General features: G+C 69.7%; 16 protein-coding genes. 12 read left to right on the forward strand and 4 right to left on the reverse strand.

The features are described 5' to 3' along the window. Positions 1-4: 4 nt before the first annotated feature. The 9 genes from ACQPYK_RS03815 (at position 5) to ACQPYK_RS03855 (ending at position 9,687) form a co-directional block, all read left to right on the forward strand. Positions 5-1,240, forward strand: coding sequence for a methyltransferase domain-containing protein (locus ACQPYK_RS03815; protein WP_433250237.1), 1,236 nt, complete (start codon positions 5-7; stop codon positions 1,238-1,240). Further along, positions 1,237-2,031: a sugar phosphate nucleotidyltransferase gene (locus ACQPYK_RS03820; RefSeq protein ID WP_433250240.1), complete on the forward strand. Its 795-nt coding sequence runs from the start codon at positions 1,237-1,239 to the stop codon at positions 2,029-2,031. Before ACQPYK_RS03815 ends, ACQPYK_RS03820 begins: the two co-directional genes overlap by 4 nt. Next, entirely contained in the window at positions 2,028-2,705 is a 678-nt protein-coding gene (locus ACQPYK_RS03825) for a PIG-L deacetylase family protein (RefSeq protein WP_433250243.1), read from the forward strand. Before ACQPYK_RS03820 ends, ACQPYK_RS03825 begins: the two co-directional genes overlap by 4 nt. A gap of 5 nt (positions 2,706-2,710) precedes the next feature. Next, positions 2,711-3,754, forward strand: a complete 1,044-nt coding sequence (locus ACQPYK_RS03830) for an NAD-dependent epimerase/dehydratase family protein (protein ID WP_433250246.1) — start codon at positions 2,711-2,713, stop codon at positions 3,752-3,754. Beyond that, positions 3,744-5,033, forward strand: coding sequence for a DUF4910 domain-containing protein (locus ACQPYK_RS03835; protein WP_433250249.1), 1,290 nt, complete (start codon positions 3,744-3,746; stop codon positions 5,031-5,033). Before ACQPYK_RS03830 ends, ACQPYK_RS03835 begins: the two co-directional genes overlap by 11 nt. Then, entirely contained in the window at positions 5,030-6,106 is a 1,077-nt protein-coding gene (locus tag ACQPYK_RS03840) for a hypothetical protein (RefSeq protein WP_433250252.1), read from the forward strand. Before ACQPYK_RS03835 ends, ACQPYK_RS03840 begins: the two co-directional genes overlap by 4 nt. Positions 6,107-6,165: 59 nt before the next feature. Then, complete coding sequence (locus ACQPYK_RS03845; RefSeq protein ID WP_433250255.1) at positions 6,166-7,692, forward strand: oligosaccharide flippase family protein; 1,527 nt, start codon at positions 6,166-6,168, stop codon at positions 7,690-7,692. A 17-nt stretch (positions 7,693-7,709) separates the two neighbouring features. Next, positions 7,710-8,630: a glycosyltransferase family 2 protein gene (locus ACQPYK_RS03850; protein ID WP_433250258.1), complete on the forward strand. Its 921-nt coding sequence runs from the start codon at positions 7,710-7,712 to the stop codon at positions 8,628-8,630. 160 nt (positions 8,631-8,790) lie between these two features. Next, complete coding sequence (locus tag ACQPYK_RS03855) at positions 8,791-9,687, forward strand: hypothetical protein (protein WP_433250261.1); 897 nt, start codon at positions 8,791-8,793, stop codon at positions 9,685-9,687. A 108-nt stretch (positions 9,688-9,795) separates the two neighbouring features. Here ACQPYK_RS03855 and ACQPYK_RS03860 read toward each other — a convergent pair whose 3' ends face one another. After that, on the reverse strand, positions 9,796-10,989 hold the full coding sequence (locus ACQPYK_RS03860; RefSeq protein WP_433250264.1) for an acyltransferase family protein: 1,194 nt from the start codon (positions 10,987-10,989) through the stop codon (positions 9,796-9,798). 227 nt (positions 10,990-11,216) lie between these two features. Here ACQPYK_RS03860 and ACQPYK_RS03865 point away from each other — a divergent pair, with 227 nt between their 5' ends. From ACQPYK_RS03865 to ACQPYK_RS03875, 3 genes are all read left to right on the forward strand, one after another. Beyond that, positions 11,217-12,242: a hypothetical protein gene (locus tag ACQPYK_RS03865; RefSeq protein ID WP_433250267.1), complete on the forward strand. Its 1,026-nt coding sequence runs from the start codon at positions 11,217-11,219 to the stop codon at positions 12,240-12,242. A 186-nt stretch (positions 12,243-12,428) separates the two neighbouring features. Beyond that, positions 12,429-13,211 (forward strand): hypothetical protein, encoded by a 783-nt coding sequence (locus ACQPYK_RS03870; RefSeq protein ID WP_433250270.1) that lies wholly within the window; start codon positions 12,429-12,431, stop codon positions 13,209-13,211. Next, positions 13,211-14,656, forward strand: coding sequence for an O-antigen ligase family protein (locus ACQPYK_RS03875; protein ID WP_433250273.1), 1,446 nt, complete (start codon positions 13,211-13,213; stop codon positions 14,654-14,656). The genes ACQPYK_RS03870 and ACQPYK_RS03875 overlap by 1 nt, the downstream gene beginning before the upstream one ends. A gap of 43 nt (positions 14,657-14,699) precedes the next feature. Here the strand turns inward: ACQPYK_RS03875 and ACQPYK_RS03880 are convergent, their stop codons facing one another. The 3 genes from ACQPYK_RS03880 to ACQPYK_RS03890 all read right to left on the reverse strand — a co-directional run bounded on the left by ACQPYK_RS03880 (position 14,700) and on the right by ACQPYK_RS03890 (position 18,346). Continuing rightward, entirely contained in the window at positions 14,700-16,544 is a 1,845-nt protein-coding gene (locus ACQPYK_RS03880; RefSeq protein ID WP_433250276.1) for a DUF4082 domain-containing protein, read from the reverse strand. 329 nt (positions 16,545-16,873) lie between these two features. Further along, positions 16,874-17,776 carry a hypothetical protein gene (locus tag ACQPYK_RS03885; protein ID WP_433250279.1) on the reverse strand — a complete coding sequence of 301 codons (903 nt, stop codon included), beginning with the start codon at positions 17,774-17,776 and terminating at the stop codon, positions 16,874-16,876. Between the two features lie 6 nt (positions 17,777-17,782). Beyond that, positions 17,783-18,346, reverse strand: coding sequence for a dTDP-4-dehydrorhamnose 3,5-epimerase family protein (locus ACQPYK_RS03890; RefSeq protein ID WP_433250282.1), 564 nt, complete (start codon positions 18,344-18,346; stop codon positions 17,783-17,785). Positions 18,347-18,375: the final 29 nt, after the last annotated feature.

Below are 18,375 nucleotides of genomic sequence, written 5' to 3' on the forward strand. Positions count from 1 at the left end.
ATTGATGACAACCTGCCGGCTATGCGGCTCGACGAGCCTGGCCAGCGTCGTCGACCTCGGGGCGACACCCCCCTGCGAGCGGTTCCTCACCGCCGAGCAGCTTGACGAGCCCGAGGTCACCTACCCGCTGCACCTGAGGGTGTGCACGGGCTGTTGGCTGGCGCAGATCCCGCCGCTGATCACGCCGGAGGACACCTTCACCGAGTACGCCTACTTCTCCTCCTACTCGACCTCCTGGGTGGAGCACGCGCGGGAGTTCGTCGGCGGGGCGGTCGAGCGGCTGGGCCTGGACGAGGGTTCGTTCGTGGTGGAGGTGGCCAGCAACGACGGATACCTGCTGCAGCACGTGGTCGGCCGGGGCATCCGGTGCCTGGGCGTCGAGCCGTCGAAGAACGTCGGCCAGGCGGCCAGGGACCGGGGGGTGCCGACCGTCACGGCGTTCCTCGGCCCGGAGACCGGTGCCGCGGTGCGCGAGGAGCACGGGCCCGCCGACCTCGTGGTGGCCAACAACGTCTACGCCCACATCCCCGACGTCGTCGGGTTCACCGAGGGTCTGCGGGCGCTGGTGGCCGACGACGGATGGGTCTCCATCGAGGTCCAGCACCTGCTCACCCTGATGGAGCACAACCAGTACGACACGATCTACCACGAGCACTTCCAGTACTACACGGTCGCCTCGGCGCAGCGCGCCCTGGCCGCCGGCGGGTTGTCGCTCGTGGACGTGGAGCTGCTGCCCACCCACGGAGGCTCGATCCGCCTGTGGGCGCGGCCGCAGGAGGCGGCCGGCGAGCCGGGTGAGCGGGTGAGCCAGGTGCTCGCCGCGGAGAAGGCCGCGGGCCTGCACGAGCTCGCCGGATACACCGAGTTCGCCGCCCGGGTGGCCCGGGTGCGGCGGGAACTGCTGAAATTCCTCGTAGAGGCGGCGGAGCAGGGCAAGACCGTGGTGGGCTACGGCGCGCCGGGCAAGGGCAACACGCTGCTCAACCACTGCGGGGTGCGGGCCGACCTGCTCCAGTACACGGTGGACCGCAACCCCTACAAGCACGGCCGATTCACTCCGGGCACGCGGATCCCGATCCTGCCGCCCGAGCGGATCGCCGAGGACCGGCCCGACTACGTGCTGGTCCTGCCGTGGAACCTCCGCGAGGAGCTCACCGGCCAGCTGTCCTTCGTGCACGCCTGGGGAGGCCGGCTGGTCTTCCCCATCCCCGGCTTGGAGATCGTCGAGGTGAACCCGTGAAGGTCGTCCTCTTCTGCGGCGGGTACGGAACCCGGATGCGCACCGGCACCCCCGGTGACGCGCCCAAGCCCATGCAGCTCGTGGGTCCCCGGCCGCTCATCTGGCATGTGATGCGCTACTACGCGCACTTCGGGCACACCGAATTCATCCTGTGCCTGGGGTACGGGGCGCATCACATCAAGGACTTCTTCCTGAACTACCAGGAGACCACCTCCAACGACTTCGTCCTGCGCGGCGGGAAGGTCGAGCTGCTGTCCACCGACATCTCCGAGTGGTCGATCTCGTTCGTGCAGACCGGGATCGAGTCGCCGATCGGCGAGCGGCTGCGCCGGGTCCGCGACCACCTGGACGGCGAGGAGATGTTCCTGGCCAACTACGCCGACGTGCTCACCGACGCGCCGCTGCCGGAGATCATCGACCGCTTCGCCGCGTCCGACGCGGGCGCCTCCATGATGGTCGTGCCGCCGTCGGACACCTTCCACTGCGTCGAGCTGGGCGAGAGCGGGCTGGTCGGCGGGATCACGCCGGTCAGCGAGATGCCACTCTGGGTCAACGGCGGATATTTCGTGCTTCGCCAGGAGGTCTTCGACCACATCCCGCCGGGCGGCGACCTCGTCGCGGACGGCTGCGCCGAGCTCGCCAAACGCGGCCGGATGCTCGCCTACCCCCACCGGGGCTACTGGCGGCCGACCGACACGGTCAAGGAGCGGGTCGCCCTCGACGAGGCCTACTCGCGCGGCGACCGGCCATGGGCGCTGTGGGAGCGCGAATCGGCGGTGCGGACCGCATGATCGGATTCCGGCCGGCCGCAACGACCGTGAACGCCGCGGCGGGCGGGGTGGGGAGCATCGCGCTGCTCGCCGCCCACTGCGACGACATCGCCATCGGCGCGGGTGGCAGCCTGCTGACGGCCTGCTCGGCCCGCCCAGGCGTACGGGTGGACGCGCTGGTGCTCTCCGGCGGCGGCACCGAACGGGAGGACGAGGAGCACGCGGCGTTGTCCGCCTTCTGCCCCGGCGCCGACCTCCGGCTGACCGTGCTGAAGCTGCCCGACGGACGGCTGCCCGCGCACTGGGACGAGGCGAAGGGCGCCGTGGAGGAACTGCGCGCGCGCACCGACCCGGACCTGCTGTTCGCCCCGCACCCCGGGGACGCCCACCAGGACCACCGCGGCCTGGCCCGGCTGGTGCCCACGGCCTTCCGCGACCACCAGGTGCTCGGCTACGAGATCGTCAAGTGGGACGGCGACCTCGGACGGCCGTCGGTCTACCAGCCGCTCACGCCCGAAGTGGCGGAGGCGAAGGTGACCCTGCTCCAACGGCACTACCCCTCACAACAAGGACGTCCCTGGTACGACCGCGAGGCGTTCCTCGGGCTGGCCCGCATCCGCGGAATCGAGTGTCACGCTCGCTACGCGGAGGCGTTCCACGTCAACAAGATGACCATCGATCTGGCTGGAGGATGAACCGGATGCGCGTGCTGCTGACCGGGCACCAGGGCTACCTGGGAAGTGTGATGGCCCCGGCGCTCGCCGAGGCGGGCCACGAGGTGATCGGCCTGGACTCGGGGCTGTTCGCCGACTGCGTCCTGGGACCCGTGCCCGACGATCCCCGCGGCCACTCGGTCGACCTGCGGGACGTCACCGCCGGTGAGCTTGCGGGGGTGGACGCCGTGGTGCACCTGGCCGCGCTGTCCAACGACCCGCTGGGTTCGCTGACGCCCCAGCTGACCTACGACATCAACCACCACGCCTCGGTGCACCTGGCCCGGCTGGCCCGTGAGGCGGGCGTGCGCCGGTTCCTGTACGCCTCCACCTGCTCGGTCTACGGCGCCTCGGGCGGCGACGACCTGGTCGACGAGGACGCGCCGCTGCGTCCGGTGACCCCCTACGCCGAGTCCAAGGTCCGCGTCGAGGACGACCTGGTCAAGCTGGCCGACGACGACTTCACCCCGGTGTTCATGCGCAACGCCACCGCGTTCGGGTTCTCGCCCCGGCTGCGCGCCGACATCGTGCTGAACAACCTCGTGGGACACGCGCTGCTGTCGAACGAGGTGCGGGTGCTGTCCGACGGCACCCCGTGGCGGCCGCTGGTGCACGCCCGCGACATCGCGGACGCCTTCGTCCTGGCCCTGGCCGCCCCCCGGGAGGCCGTACACGCCAGGGCGTTCAACGTGGGCACCGAGCGGAACAACGTGACCGTGGCGGAGATCGCCGCCGAGGTCGTCGAGGCGGTGCCCGGCTCCGAGCTGGTGATCACCGGCGAGGCGGGGGCGGATCCGCGCTCCTACCGGGTGGATTTCTCGCGCGTTCGCGCGGCGCTGCCCGGCTACCAGGCACGCTGGACGGTCAAGGAGGGCGCGGTCGAGCTGGTCGACGCCTACAAGCGGTTCGGCCTGACCGAGCACGATTTCCAGCACCGTTTCACCAGGCTCGCGCGATTGTCGGCCCGGCGCGCCGAGGGCACCGTCGACGACGCGCTGCGCCCGCACGAGGCGGCCGCCGGTGACGATTGAGACCGTGGGGCGTGAGATGCACGCCCTGGTCGAGCGGCTCTACCCGCTGTGCCGGAGCATCACCGGCGACGGGGTGCGCCGCACGCTGGAGATCGTCGGGGAGTCCGTCCCGCTGCGCATCCACGAGGTGCCGACGGGGACCGAGGTCCTCGACTGGACGGTCCCCAGGGAGTGGAACATCCGCGACGCCTACATCAAGGACGCCTCGGGCGCCCGGGTGGTCGACTTCGCGCGGTCCAACCTGCACGTGGTCGGCTACAGCGTTCCGGTGTCGGCCACCATGTCCCTGCGGGAGCTGCGCGGACATCTGCACACGCTGCCCGAGCAACCCGACCTGATCCCGTACCGGACCAGCTACTACGCGGAGACCTGGGGGTTCTGCCTGTCGGAGAACACCCTGGCGGGCCTGCCGGACGGCGACTACGAGGTCATGATCGACTCGACGCTGGCCGACGGCCACCTGACCTACGGCGAGCACGTGGTGCCGGGCCAGGTCTCCGACGAGGTGATCGTCTCCTGCCACGTGTGCCACCCCTCGCTGGCCAACGACAACCTGGCGGGCATCGTCGTGGCGACCGAGCTCGCGCGGCGGCTGGCCGAGGCCCGCCCCTGGTACACCTACCGCTTCCTGTTCATGCCGGGCACGATCGGCGCGATCACCTGGCTGGCGCGTAACCAGGAGCGCGTCGGGAGGGTCAAGCACGGGCTCGTGCTCGCCTGCGCCGGAGACAGTGGCGCGCTGACCTACAAGCGCAGCAGGCGCGGGGACGCGGAGATCGACCGGGCGGTGCGGCACGTCCTGCGGACCTCGGGGCGGCCCCACGAGATCGTGGACTTCTCCCCGTACGGCTACGACGAGCGGCAGTTCTGCTCGCCCGGGTTCAACCTGCCGGTCGGCTCCCTGACCCGCACACCGTACGCCGGCTACCCGGAATACCACACCTCGGCCGACAATCCGGACTTCGTTTCGCTCGAGGCGATGACGGACACCCTGGAGGCCTGCTGGGAGGTCACCCGGGTGCTGGAGCGCAACCGTCACTACGTCAACCTCAGCCCGTACGGCGAGCCGCAACTCGGCAGGCGGGGCCTGTACGGGTCGCTGGGCGGTCGCAGTGATACCAAACAGGCACAGATGGCGATGTTGTGGGTGCTGAATCTCTCCGACGGAGAGCACAGCCTGCTCGACATCGCGGAACGGTCCGACCTGCCCTTCGCCGCCGTGGCGGATGCGGCACAGGCCCTGCGTGGTGCAGGACTGGTCAAGGAGCAACAGAGATGACGCGGGTCCAGACCATCGTGAATCCGGAGGTGCTCAACCTTCGGGTCGGCGAGACGGTGGAGGTGCTCAGCGAGGCCGAGATCCTGGCCACGCTCGACGAGAAGGGCGAACTGGAGGATCTGCCCTTCATGCCGGAGATGCTGGCCTTCTGCGGGCAGCGCCTCACCGTGCACAAGGTGGCGCACAAGCTGTGCGACACGATCAGCCGCACCGGCATGCGGCGGATGGAGCGCGCCGTCCACCTGACCGGGTCGCGTTGCGGCGGCCAGGCGCACGGCGGCTGCCAGACGGCCTGCCTGATCTACTGGAAGGAAGCCTGGCTCAAGCGGGTGGAGCCCGGCGATCCTCCGGCGCCCACCTCGCCCGGCCCCGGCACCGAGGCCGGCGGCGCACTCGACTCCGTGACGCCCGGCGGCGCGGGAGGCCTCGCGGCCGGCCGCCGCCTCCTGCCGATCGTCGAGGCCTCCGCGAGGAAGGAACCCGGCCCGGACGGGGAGGAACGCTTCTCCTGCCAGGCCACCGAGTTGCTGCGGGCCGCGCCCACCTGCCTGCCGCTGAAGGACCTGCGGCAGTACGTCACGGATGTGCGCACCGGCAACGCGGGCCCCTTCTTCACGTTGCGCGCCTTCCTCGTCGGCCTTTTCAACCGCTTCCAGGACCGCAGCGGACGGATGCTGCCAAGCTGGCTGCGCATCAAGGGAGGCCTCCGGTGGGGGTTCGTCAAGGGACGGCTCGTCGGTGCGACGCCGAGTGTCGTCCTCGACCTCCAGCCGGGAGAGCTCGTCCGGATCAAGTCCAAGGAGGAGATCGTCGCGACCCTCAACCAGGACCTGCTCAATCGCGGGATGGGGTTCGAGGAGGAGATGTCGCGTTACTGCGGGCAGACGGCGCGGGTGCTCTCGCGGGTCGATCGATGCATCGATGAGAAGACCGGCCGGATGCTCCAGATGAAGAACCCGTGCATCGTCCTGGAGGGCATCGTGTGCGCGGGCGCCTACACCGTCAGCTGTCCCCGGGAGTTCATCCCGTTCTGGCGGGAGATCTGGCTGGAGCGGATCGAGGAGCCCGCCTGACCGAATCGGGGCGCTGAGGCGGCGGTCGCGGTTCGGCAGGTGGCTGTGAAAGGTAAGAGATGGAAGACAGACAGGGTGCGGAGCCGGTCGCGGCGCACGCGGAGCCCGAAGGGCCGGACGCGGCCACCTCCCAGGTGGGGGAGATCGGCCGCCAGGCCGGTCGCGGGCTGCGCTGGAGCGTGCTCGGCAACCTGGTCATGAGGGTGGGCTCGTTCGCCATGAGCCTGGTCCTCGCCCGCCTGCTGGTGCCGGAGGACTTCGGCGTCTACGCCATCGCAATGGCGGCCAGCCAGTTCGTCATCCACATCAACGACGCCGGCATCATCGCGGCCACCGTGCAGTGGCGGGGCAAGCTGGAGGACATGGCGCCCACGGCGACGGTCGTGGCCATCGCCTCCAGCACCGCCCTGTACGCGGTGTTCTGGGTCATCGCCCCCTACTTCGCCCAGGCCTCCGGAAGCGAGGACGCCACCTGGGTGATCCGGGTGCTCAGCGCCACCAACGTCGTCTACGGCCTGACCGCGGTGCGCAGCGCGGCGTTGCTGCGCAGGTTCGAGCAGGACAAGCTGACCAAGGCGAACCTGGTGGGCTTCCTGGTGAACGCACCGGTGTCCATCCTGCTGGCCGCCGACGGCGCCGGGGCCTTCAGCTTCGCCTGGGGGCAGCTCTGCGGCGCCGCGGTCACCGGGGTGCTGGTGGTCGCCTACGCCGGGGTGCGGATCAAGCTCGGCATGAACCGGGCGGTCGCCAGGAAGCTGCTGGTGTTCGGGCTGCCGCTGTGCCTCAGCCTCGGCATCGAGGGGGTGTTGCTGAACGCCGACTACGTCATCGTCGGCGACGTGCTCGGCATCACCCTGCTCGGCTTCTACCTGCTGGCCTTCAACATCTCCAGCTGGGTGCCGGGCCTCATCGGCACCGCCGTACGCTACGTCGCCCTGCCCAGCTTCTCCCGGCTCGCCGAGGAGAACGAGGAGTCGCTGTCGCTGGGCGTGCGGCGCGCGGTGCCGCTGCTGGTCTCCATCGTGCTGCCGGTCGCCATCGTGCTGGGCACGCTCGCCCCCGCGGTGGTGGTGTTCCTGTACGGCGAGCGCTGGGCGCCCGCCGCCGAGGTGCTGAGCTTCCTGGCGATCCTGATGGTGGTGCGGATGCTGACCGCCCTGGCGTTCGACATCCTGGCCGCGATGGGCGCCACCAAGGCCACCGTCTGGCTCAACCTCGGCTGGGCGGTGGTGCTGGTGCCCGCGCTGATGGTCGGCGCACGCGTGGACGGCATCCAGGGAGCGGCGATCGGGCACGCTGCGGTCGCCGTCCTCGTCGCGCTGCCGCTGGCGACGCTGGCCCTGCACCGGGCGGGAGTGGCACTCGCCCCGATCGCCTCCGCACTGGTGCGCCCGCTGCTGGGCGGCGTGGTCGCGGCGGTCGTCATGACGGCGCTGGCCCAGCTCATCCACGGCGTCGCGCTGGTCCAACTGTGCGTGGCGGGCGGCACGGGACTGCTCACCTTCATCCTCATCGTCGTGCCGCAGGCCGCGCTCAAGCAGCTGGGCGGCAGGGTGAGCGACCTGATCCCCGCACGCTCCCGCTGATTCGAGAAGGAAATCGGATGGTTGATTCCAACACGCTGGTGTCCGTCGGACTGCCGGTGCGCAACGGCGCCGCGAGGCTGGAGGGCGTGGTCGAATCGGTGCTGGCCCAGGACCACCGGAACATCGAGCTGGTGATCTGCGACAACGCCTCCACCGACGACACCGAGGAGCTCTGCCGGGAGCTGGCGCGATCCGACGGCCGGATCGCCTACCACCGGCAGCCGCAGAACGTGGGGCTGCTCAACAACTTCATCCACGCCGGACGGGTCGCCCGGGGGGCGTTCTTCCGCTGGGTCGGCGACGACGACTGGCTGGCGCCCGACTGCGTCTCCCGCTCGCTGCGCGCCTTCGCCCAGGACGAGCGGCTCATCCTGGTCACCACGCAGGTGTCCTACACCGATCCCGACGGCACCACCCAGACCGGCGTCTACGAGGGGACGGGGCTGCTGTCCGACGACCCGGCCGACCGGTTCGCCGAGATGCTGCGCATGCTCAACGAGAGCCACCTGCTGATCGATCCCCTGTACGGCCTGATGCGCCGCGATCGCGTCGTGGACATCCCGCGGCGCAACATGCTCCGCGAGGACGAGGTGTTCGCCGCGAAGCTGGCACTGGCCGGTCCGTGGGGCCACGTGCCCGAGGTGCTCGCCCATCGCCACTGGAAGCACGAGCGCATCGGGGTGATCGGACGCCGCCTCGGGGTGCCCGCCTGGCAGTCGCACTTCTCGATGACCCTGCAGTACATGGAGTTGCTGAACCTGGTGCGGGAGTCGGGTCTCGACGAGCGGCAGCGCCGTCGCGCGCGTGCCGCCGTGCACCGGATGTACGCCCGCCGCCAGCAGCGGACCGTGTCCCATCGCAGCCGCAAACTCGGGCGGATGGCGACCGAGCTCGTCCTGAAGGGCCGGCTTCCCCAGCGGTCCGCGGCCGGGCGCTGATCGGCGGCCGGAGTCACGAGAGGCCGGCCGGGTCCCCGAACCCGAGGCACCAAGCACCAAGTACCAAGCACGGACCGAGAAGACGAACCGCGAGTCACAGGATGCGGCCGGCGGGCCATGGCCGGCGGGTCGCGGACGGCGAACAAGGAGAGACGTCAGGATGACCACTGTCTTTTCCAACAGCGTGGTGGACGACGACACCCGGCGCGGCCTGCTCTACGAGGGGAAGGTGTTCACCTACTCCGCGACGCCGGCCTCCAAGGAGCTCGTCGGCCTCGCCCATGAGCTGATCACCGAGGCGTTCGGCGGTCGTGATCCGGAGACCGCCCAGTTCGACATGCCGGTCGAGGAGTTCGCGGCCCTGCTCGCCGAGCTCAAGCCGAGGTTCATCCATCACCCCCGGTGCAAGGAGCTGCTGCCGGCCGTACTGGAGGATCTCGGCTGCTCGCTCGACCGGACCTACTTCGACGTTCCGCGGCTGCGCACCTCCACCTCCAACGACTACCTCACCTCCGGCATCTCCTACGCCTTCCACCCGCATCGCGACTGCTGGTACTCCGCGCCGTTCAACCAGCTCAACTGGTGGATCCCGATCTACCCGGTGGTTCCGGAGAACGTGATGGCCTTCCACCCGAAGTATTTCGACCACCCGGTCCGCAACGGCAGCGCCCGTTACGACTACGCCGAGTGGAACCAGACCAGCCGGCTCACCGCGGCCCAGCACGTGCGCAGCGACACCAGGCAGCAGCCCCGGCCGGAGGAGCAGGTCGAGCTCGATCCGCAGGTCCGGGTGGTGCCCGAGCCCGGCGGGGTGATGCTGTTCTCCGGCGCGCAGCTGCACTCGACGGTCCCCAACACCTCGGGCAGGACCCGCTTCAGCATCGACTTCCGCACCGTGAACATCGACGACGTGCGCGCGCGCCGGGGCGCGGCGAACGTGGACGCGGCGTGCACGGGCACCACCCTGCGCGACTTCGTGCGCTGTACCGACCTGGACCCGATGCCGGAGGAGCTGGCGCTGGAGTACGAGGCGGAGGCTCGGGCCCGGGTGAGCTGACGGTCTCGTCCGTGTCGTCCGGCGTGGTTCGTGTCGCCCAACGTCGCCCAACGTTGCCCAGCTTCGTCCGTGCCGTCCGTGCCGTTCTGTCGTCCGTGTCGCCGGCGCCTACGGCGCGGGGCGCACGGCCGCGCGCATCCGCGCCAGCCTGGCCCGGACCGCCGCGCGCAGTGCGGACCGGCTGCGGTGACGCTGGAACGGGAGCTCGAAGACGGCGGCGAACGCCCGGGCCGTCAGCAGGCTCACCGGTGCGGCGATCGCCAGGACGGTCAGGAACGACGGAAGGCCGGTCGGCAGGTGCGGAGCGACGACCATCTGGAACAGCACCACGACGATCGGGGCATGGATCAGGTAGAGCGTGTAGGAGAAGGAGCCCAGGGTCCGGATCGGCCGCAGGTCGAGCAGCCGGACCAGGGGCGCCGGCCGGCCCGTCACCACCCCCGCCAGCAGCAGGCCGACGGCGGGGCCGAGCGCGATGTCGATCCAGAAGTAGTGTTCCACCGTCCAGACGGAGCCCCGTATCACGATCACCGCGAACACCGGGACCGCGGCGAGCAGCGCCAGCCAGTGCCAGGGCAGCCGCCGTGCGCGCTCGCCCGCGCCGATGACGCCCGCGGCGACCACGCCCACCGCGAACAGCACGGCGAACTGGGGAGTCAGCCGCATCAGCATGTCGACGAGGTGCACGCTGGGCGCCAGCACCCCGATCGCCGCCACGACCACGGTGACGGCCACCAGCATCACGATCGCGCCGGCCCGGCGCAGGACCAGCAGCAGCAGAGGGAAGGCGAGGTAGAGCTGGGCCTCCACGGCGATGGACCAGAAGGCCCCGTTGGGGCTGGGCGCGCCGAAGAGGTCCTGCAGCAACAGGCCGTAGACCAGCACCGACTTGGCCGTGGGGGCGCCCTCTCCCGGCTGGGAGACCAGGGTCCAGGCGATCACCAGACTGAACGCCAGGGCGGCCCAGTAGGGAGGGAGGATGCGCCAGGCGCGACGCCGGGCGAAGCGGCGCGCACCACCCAGCCGCCAGCCCGACCGGGCGGGGGAGACGGCCAGCGAGAAGCCCGACAGCACGATGAACACGACCACCGCGAAGTGCCCGTAGAGAAGCCAGCCGAGCCAGCCCGGACCGGTGCTGGCCGGGTAACCGGGAAAGGACAGCAGCCAGCAGTGATGCACCATGACGAACAGGGCCGCCACGCCGCGGATCCCGTCCAGCCCCACGAGCCTGCCGCGCTCGACGGGAATCGGAGGGGCGGTGCTGGTCAAGTCGCCTGCGGTGCCCTCTTCGGAGGACTCCATCCGATCAACCCCCGTCTCGGGCCGGTATGGGCCCTGGCATCTGCCCCTTTTTGGCCTATCGACGGGACTATCGTTGTATGGTCACCAGACGTAACATCCCATGAGGGGATGCCGACCGGTTTGGTGTCCTGCCGGTCCGATGTAACGGGAAGTCCGTACTTCTCGATTGGTAATCGTATTGCCTCGGGGGTTGGCAGTGCCCCGGCACAAATAGGGGGCGGAGATATATGGACTTCTGGAAAGCCATTTTCGGCCTCGTCAAACGGAGACTCATCGGCCCTCCGCTCCTGGTGCTCTCGCTCGTCGCCGCGGCCCTGGTCTTCTTCCTGATCCCCACCTACTACGTGTCGACCGCGTCCATGGTGCTGACCTCTCCGGCCACCGGTGGAACGCTCTCGACCGACCCGACCAGGCCGATCGGACTGACCAACCCGCTGCTGCAGTTCAGCGACGGCCTCCGCGTCACGGCCGGGATCCTCATCCTGTCCATGAACACTCCGGAGGTCGCGGCCGAGCTGGGCGTGGTGAAGGACGGTCCCACCCAGATCACGATCAACGACGGCCGTACCAACCCCGACCTGCTGGGCATCAGCACCAACGGCCCGTTCGTCTACGTGGAGGTCGAGAGCAGGTCCGCCGCCGCGGCCCAGGACGTGGTGCTGAAGGCCAAACAGCGCATCCGCAAGGAGCTGACCAGCCGCCAGATGGCGCTCAGGGCCCCGCGCTCCACCTTCATCACGGTCGTCGACGTGGTGCCCTCGTCCACCCCCGAGGCCAAGATCTCCGGAAAGCTGACGGCCGCGGTCGGTGCGATGCTCGCCATGCTCTTCGTCGGCTTCGGCGTCGCGTACGGCGTGACGCAGATCCGGGAAGGCCGGCGGGCCGCCCGTCGCGTTCCCGCGAACGGCGTGAGCGACCTGGGGGGCACGGGCGGTGCGGACGAGCAGAGGCGTCCGGATCGCGACGGCGAGCTCCAACGCCCGGATGACGGCGGCGGGTTGGGGCGCTCGGACTGGAGCGGCGGGTTCAGGCCGGGGGATCACAGTGACGACTCGGACGTCGACGACCCTCCGATGACCGTCTACCCTGCGCCGGTGCCGTACGAATCTCAGGAAGGACCGTTCCAAGACGACTCCGTGCAGCTCGTCGTCGTGGTGGACGAGGACGAGGAGCCGTTCGCACACCGCGGTGAGCAGGGCGGGGACACGGTCGTGTTCATGCGCACCGGCGGCCGGGACGAGCACGAGAAGTAAAGCCGGGCACGGTGCGGATACTGTGGATCACTTGTCGTCATCAGCGGTCGTATCGGGTGTCTCACCACGACGCGTCTTCCGCCGTGACCACGGTTCCGCGCCGAGTAACACCCCGCCCGGGCCCGGGCGATCACCAATGGCAGGCTTCGGTCGGGCTGACCGCTGCCCGGTTCGGGGAGGATGCGCATGGACTTCTGGGGGACGGTCCTCGTCCTGTTGCGGCGCTGGTACATCGTCATGCCGACGTTCGCCCTGTCCGTCGCCGCCGCCGCGGGCGTCTACTCGACGATTCCCACCACCTACATCTCCAGCGCGGTCCTCATCCTGACCACCCCGACCACCGGCGGGAGCCTGCCGAGCAACCCGGACATCCCCAACGGCCTGACCAACCCCATGCTCAACTTCGACCGCGGGCTCAACGTCTCCGCCTCCATCCTCATCACCGTGATGGGGACGCCTGACATGGCGGTGGAGCTCGGCGCGGTCGCGGGCGGCGACACCTCCTTCAAGGTCACCAACGGCAGTGACAACCCGGAGGCGCTGGCCACGGGCCCCTTCCTGTTCATCGAGGGCGAGAGCCCGACGGCCGACGGGGCGCGCGACATCGTGACGAAGGTCATCGCCCGTGCCAAGCGGGAGCTGTTCCAGCGCCAGCAGGCCGTCAGAGCGCCCCGGGCGACCTACATCACCACCTTCGAGGCGGTGCCGCCGACCACCCCGGAGGCACAGCGCGGCAAGAAGTTGCGCGCCGTCGCCGCCGCGGTGGGCCTCGGCGCCGTGGCCAGCCTGTGCGCCGCGTTCATGGCCGAGAGTTTCGCCCGGGCACGCAGGGCCAGACGCCGCGCCGACGCCCTGGAGCGTGCCGACGCCCTCGACCGCGCCGACGCCGGGGAGGCGAAGAAGGCCTCGCCGGCCCCGGCCGCGCTCAACGGCCGTCTCCCGGCCGACGGCCCGGCGGTGAGGCGCTGATGACGACCGCGGCGACCCGAGCCCCCTCTCCGGGCGGCCCGGGTGGTGAGGCGCCGACGACGAACACGACGACCGATCCCGCACTCCCGGTCCGGCAGCGCGCCGACGGCGCGACCCTGGTCTGTTTCTTCGTCGCGGCCTTGATGATCATTCCTGCCCGCCTGGTCTTCCGGGCGCTGCCGCTGTCGATCACCCCGGCCAACCTGGTCGCCCTCATCGCCACCCTCTGCTGGCTGTGCGCGCATTTCACCCTCACGCTGGGGATGGCGAAGGGGCGTACGCCGGTGCGCACCGCGTTGTTCGTCTTCGTGACCGCGATGGTGGCCACCTTCGGATACGCCACCTACGGCTATCTTCCCGCCGACGAGCTCAAACTGGCCGACCACGCCCTGATCCTGCTGGTGGCCGCCGCCGGACTCGCGCTCATGGTGTGCGACGGGGTCCGCGGCACCGAGCGCCTGGACTTCGTGCTCAAGACCGTCGTGGTGACGGGCGCGATCATCGCGGTGGTCGGAGCCTGCCAGTTCCTGCTGGACCTCGACCTCACCCGTTACCTGGCGCTTCCGGGTCTCCGCTACACCTCCGAGGACGGTTTCGTCGGCGCGAGATCCGACCTTCGCCGGGTCGCCGCGACCACCGGCCATCCCATCGAGTTCGGCGTCGTGTGCGCGATGCTCCTTCCGATCGCGGTGCACTACGGGTTCCAGGCCCGTGAGCGTGGCGAGCCGGCCCTGCGATGGTGGGTGTGCTCTGGGCTGATCGGGATGGGCCTGATGTTCTCGGTCTCCCGGTCGGCGGTGCTCAGCCTGGCGGGTGTCGCCTTCGTGATGTTCCTCGGCTGGCCCAACAGGCGGCGGGTTCAGGCCCTGCTCGTCACGATCGGGTTTCTGGTCCTGATGAGGCTCATGTCCCCGGGACTCATCAGCGCCTTCTACAACCTGTTCGCCAACGCCGGCACCGATGACAGCGTCCGTTACCGCACGCACGACTACGAGGTCGCCGCCTACGAGATCGCCAAACACCTGTGGTTGGGGCGTGGAGCCGGCACCTGGTACGCCCCCAAGCATCAGGTCTTCGACAACCAGTATCTTCTGTCGGCGGTGGAGACCGGCCTGATCGGCATCGCGACCGTCGTCGCGCTGTTCGTCTGCGGAATCTACGCGGGGCTGCGGGCTCGTTATCTCAGCACCGACTCCGGCACCCGCGACCTCGGCCTCACCCTGGCCGCCTGCCTGGTGGTCCCGCTGATCGGAGCGGCGACCTTCGACCTGCTGTCCTTCGCCACCGTCACGGGACTGTCGTTCCTGCTGGTCGGCGCCACCGGGTCGCTGCTGCGCAGCGCGGTCGAGACGGCCGGGCAGTCCCGCGAGTCCGGCGCCCCCTGGCGGGTTCGCGTCGGCACCGCCAAGGTCCTGCTCCGCAGACCGGGCCGGACGGGGGACTGACGCCCCGCCCGGCCCGGCTGCTCGGTTCGTACGGCCGGCTCGCTCAGCCCTTGCAGGGCAGCGGACCGACGGTCGAGGTGACGCGGTAGCCGCCGTCGATCGTCACCAGGGAGTTGTCGGCCCAGTCGATCTTGGCGCAGTCGGCCTCGACCGGTCCGTAGACCCAGGATTTGTCGACCAGTCTGTTGCCGCGCATGACCAGATTCCCTCGGCCGTTCCTCAGCTGGATGCTGTAGGTGCCGCCCATGACGAGGTTGTTGGTGATGACGGCGTCCACGATCTGCTTGTCGACCAGGAAGATCGGCGCGGTGATGTCCGTGGCGTCCCGCTGGTCGACGGTGTTGTGGTTGAAGGTCAGGCCCCTGCCGGTGTTGTAGGTCTGGATGCCGTCGGAGTGGTCCTGAGGGTTGGAGCACAGGTGGACATAGGAGTCTTCGATGACGATGTCGTCGCCGGAGGCCCGGAACCCGTCACCGTGGTTGCGGATGTGCACCCGCCGGGCGGTGTATTTGTCCTGTCCGATGCCGGGCAGGGTCTGGCAGCCCTTCGCGGGTCCGACGGTCGAGTCGGTGATGGTGAAGCGGAAGGTGTCGGGACCGTCGGCGTTGATGACCCGTCCGTCGATCTCGCTGTTCCTGATGACCACGTTGTCGGCGTGGACGAGCAGGTCACCGGTGATGTGCACGCCGTCCAGCACGGCCCCGGGCGTGGTGACCCGATAGGCGGCGCCGTCCTCGTTGAGAGCCTTCATGGACAGCTTGGTGCCGGGCGGCACGCCGGTGCAGGCCGGCGTCGGGTAGCCCGCGCAGCCGCCGCCACCCGGGTCGGGGGACAGCGTCGGCCTCGGGGAGAAGGTCGGCTTCGGCGTCGCGGTCCTGGTGGGGCTCGGGGTGGGCTCGCCGGTCCTGGTGGGGGCGGGAGTCGGGGTGGCGGACCTGCTGGGCGTGGGAGCCGGGGTGGCGGTCCTGGTGGGACGGGGCGTGGGGGTGGCGCTCGGGTCGTGGGTCGGGCGGGTGGTTTTGGTGGTGCTCGGGGTCGGGGTCGGGGTCGGGTCGTGGGTCGGGCGGGTGGTCCCGGTGGCGCTCGGGCTGCCGGTCGGGCTGCCGGTCGGGATCGGGCCGGTCGTCTGGTCCGAGGTGGGAGTGGCGCTCGGGCTGCTCGTCAGGCTCGGGTCGGCGCTCGGGCCGGCCGTCTGGCTGGGGCCGGCCGTCTGGCTCGGGTCCGGTGTCTCGTCCGGACCGGGGGCGGGAGTCGCCGACGGTGACCGCGACGGCTCGGGCGAGCGCGTGGGCCTGGGCGCCGGGTGGCGGTTACGCCAGCGGAAGATCACGTCCACCCAGTAGTTGTATCCCTTGGGGTTCGACCGGCTCGGGTAGGCGCTCTTGCCGTACCCGAACACGCCCGCGTCGCGGGACGTCGTGGTCAGCGGGCCGGATCGGACGGGGTCGAAGCCCTTGCTCCCCACGTAGTTGCCGTCCGCGCTGTGGTAGGAGACCGTGTAGAGCTGCTCGGCCCGTAGCTGCACCGGCGAGGCGAAGCGGGCCTCCTGCCAGCCCGAGGCGCTCTCTCCGGCGAACGTGACACTCGCCAGCCGTTTCCCGCCGGCGGTCCACAGGCTTCCGGTGTGCTTGCCCTTGTCGCCGCGGGCCTTGTAGAAGCGGACTCCCGTCACCCAGCCACTCTGCGCGGCGGTGAAGCGCATGCCCAGCTCGACGGGTGTGCGGTCGGCACGCGACCGGGCTTTCACCGCGGTGCTCGGCGACCAGAAGCTCGCCTCCTGAGGCTTCTGCGGCTCGGCGGTGGAGGGTGCGGGCCGCTCGGCGGCGGCCTGTTTCACGGTGACGTCACCGCGGGTGACGAACCAGACAACGGGTACGGATACCGCCACGAGGGCCACGATCAGGACCGCTATCAGCCCCGGTCGTGGTCGCCGGCGGCCGGGTAATCCGCCTTCGCTATTTCCACCCCGGCGTGGGGGGTGTGCACTGGTCATTTCTCTGACCTCCGCGCCGATTTGCGGTCGGCTCGACAATGTGTCCGTTTGGTCCTCGCGCAGAGGCCATTGTTGCGGGTGAGGTCACAGAGATGCATCAGTTTCGCGAGTATTGCCCAGAAGAGTTATGAAATACCGATTGCCGGAGTATCCGATGCCGGAGGTCCCGGGTTCGTTGGAACGTGCCGCCTGATGCGCCGAAACGGGCCGATGCCCGGTGGCGGTCACCCCACGCAGGCCAGAGGGCCGACGGTCGAGGTGACCCGATAGCGATCGTCGATGGTCACCAGCGAGTTGTCCGCCCAGTCGATCGCCTTGCACTCCGAATCGACCGGCCCGTAAACCCAGGATTTATCGACCAGTTTGTTGCCGCGCATGATCAGCTTTCCCCGGCCGTTTCTCAACTGGATGCTGTAGGTGCCTCCCATGATCAGATTATTGGTGATGACGGCGTCCACGATCTGCTCGTCGACCAGGAAGATCGGCGCGGTGATGTCCTTGGCGTGACGCTGGTCGACGGTGTTGTGGTCGAAGACCAGGCCCCTGCCGGTGTTGTAGGTCTGGATGCCGTCGGAGTGGTCGCCCGGGTTGGAACACAGATCGACGTAGGAGTCCTGGATGACGACGTCGTCGCCGGAGGCCCGGAACCCGTCGCCGTGCCCGCGGATGTGCACCCGCCGGGCGGTGTATTTGTCCTGCCCGATACCGGGCAGGGTCTGGCAGCCCTTCGCGGGCCCGATGGTCGAGTCGGTGATGGTGAACCGGAAGCTCCGGGGACCGTCGGCGTTGATGACGAGCCCGTCGATCCGGCTGTTCCTGACCGTGACGTTCGGGGCGTGGATCAGCAGATCGCCGGGGATGTGCACGCCGTCCAGCACGGTGCCGGGAGTCTTGACCCGGTAGGCGGCGTTGTCCTCGTTGAGGGCCAGCGTGGTCAGCCGGACGCCGGGTGGCACGCCGGTGCAGGCCGGGGTCGGATAGCCGAGGCAGCGGACGGCGGCACCGGTGGGCGCGCCGGGGGTGCCGGTGGGTTTGCCCGCCGGGCTCTTGGCCGAAGAAGAGGTGCACCCCGTCAGGAACGTCACGATGACCGTCGAGGTGACGGCGAGCAGACTGACCCATCGCATTGTCGTTCACTCCATCGTGTTCGGACCACAGAGCCGATCTCGCAATTGTGCCCATGATCCGGCTGAAAGATCGCGCTCACTGATCGCCGACACGGGAAGCAGCCAGTGAATCAGCAGTTCGGGGTCGTCGTATCGGACGGAAAGGTCCTCGGCCGGGTCGTGCTCGCGGTCGATGCGGTAACAGACGTCGGTCTGCTCGGTCAGGGCCTGGAAGCCGTGCAGCAGGCCCGGGGGCACGTAAAGGGTGACGAACGCCTCGTCGTCGAGCAGCACCGAGGTCTGCTCGCCGAAGGTGGGGGAGTCGGGGCGGGCGTCGACCAGCACGTCGTGCACCGCCCCACGCGCGCAACGCACCAGCTTGGCCTCACCCCGGCCGGAACGGCCGTGCATCCCTCGGACCGTCCCCTGCCGTGAACGGGACTGGCTGTCCTGTACGAAGGCCGTGAAGTCCAGCCCGGCCTCCTCGGCGACGGCCCTGTCGAAGGTCCGGGTGAACAGCCCCCGGTCGTCACGGTGTGGCGTCGGTATGAACAACAGCACCCCGTCGATTTTGGTTCGTTCTACTCTCATCTGGTCATCCTTTTCAGAGGCGATAGGGA

The organism is Streptosporangium sp. CA-135522 (assembly GCF_050949235.1).
GTDB lineage: Bacteria > Actinomycetota > Actinomycetes > Streptosporangiales > Streptosporangiaceae > Streptosporangium.

What these genes read in the sequence shown, in the direction of transcription:
- ACQPYK_RS03815 (WP_433250237.1), top strand. Translation starts at nt 5, where the DNA reads ATGACAACCTGCCGGCTATGCGGCTCGACGAGCCTGGCCAGCGTCGTC.
- ACQPYK_RS03825 (WP_433250243.1), top strand. Translation starts at nt 2,028, where the DNA reads ATGATCGGATTCCGGCCGGCCGCAACGACCGTGAACGCCGCGGCGGGC.
- ACQPYK_RS03830 (WP_433250246.1), top strand. Translation starts at nt 2,711, where the DNA reads ATGCGCGTGCTGCTGACCGGGCACCAGGGCTACCTGGGAAGTGTGATG.
- ACQPYK_RS03840 (WP_433250252.1), top strand. Translation starts at nt 5,030, where the DNA reads ATGACGCGGGTCCAGACCATCGTGAATCCGGAGGTGCTCAACCTTCGG.
- ACQPYK_RS03845 (WP_433250255.1), top strand. Translation starts at nt 6,166, where the DNA reads ATGGAAGACAGACAGGGTGCGGAGCCGGTCGCGGCGCACGCGGAGCCC.
- ACQPYK_RS03850 (WP_433250258.1), top strand. Translation starts at nt 7,710, where the DNA reads ATGGTTGATTCCAACACGCTGGTGTCCGTCGGACTGCCGGTGCGCAAC.
- ACQPYK_RS03855 (WP_433250261.1), top strand. Translation starts at nt 8,791, where the DNA reads ATGACCACTGTCTTTTCCAACAGCGTGGTGGACGACGACACCCGGCGC.
- ACQPYK_RS03860 (WP_433250264.1), bottom strand. Translation starts at nt 10,989, where the DNA reads ATGGAGTCCTCCGAAGAGGGCACCGCAGGCGACTTGACCAGCACCGCC.
- ACQPYK_RS03865 (WP_433250267.1), top strand. Translation starts at nt 11,217, where the DNA reads ATGGACTTCTGGAAAGCCATTTTCGGCCTCGTCAAACGGAGACTCATC.
- ACQPYK_RS03870 (WP_433250270.1), top strand. Translation starts at nt 12,429, where the DNA reads ATGGACTTCTGGGGGACGGTCCTCGTCCTGTTGCGGCGCTGGTACATC.
- ACQPYK_RS03875 (WP_433250273.1), top strand. Translation starts at nt 13,211, where the DNA reads ATGACGACCGCGGCGACCCGAGCCCCCTCTCCGGGCGGCCCGGGTGGT.
- ACQPYK_RS03885 (WP_433250279.1), bottom strand. Translation starts at nt 17,776, where the DNA reads ATGCGATGGGTCAGTCTGCTCGCCGTCACCTCGACGGTCATCGTGACG.
- ACQPYK_RS03890 (WP_433250282.1), bottom strand. Translation starts at nt 18,346, where the DNA reads ATGAGAGTAGAACGAACCAAAATCGACGGGGTGCTGTTGTTCATACCG.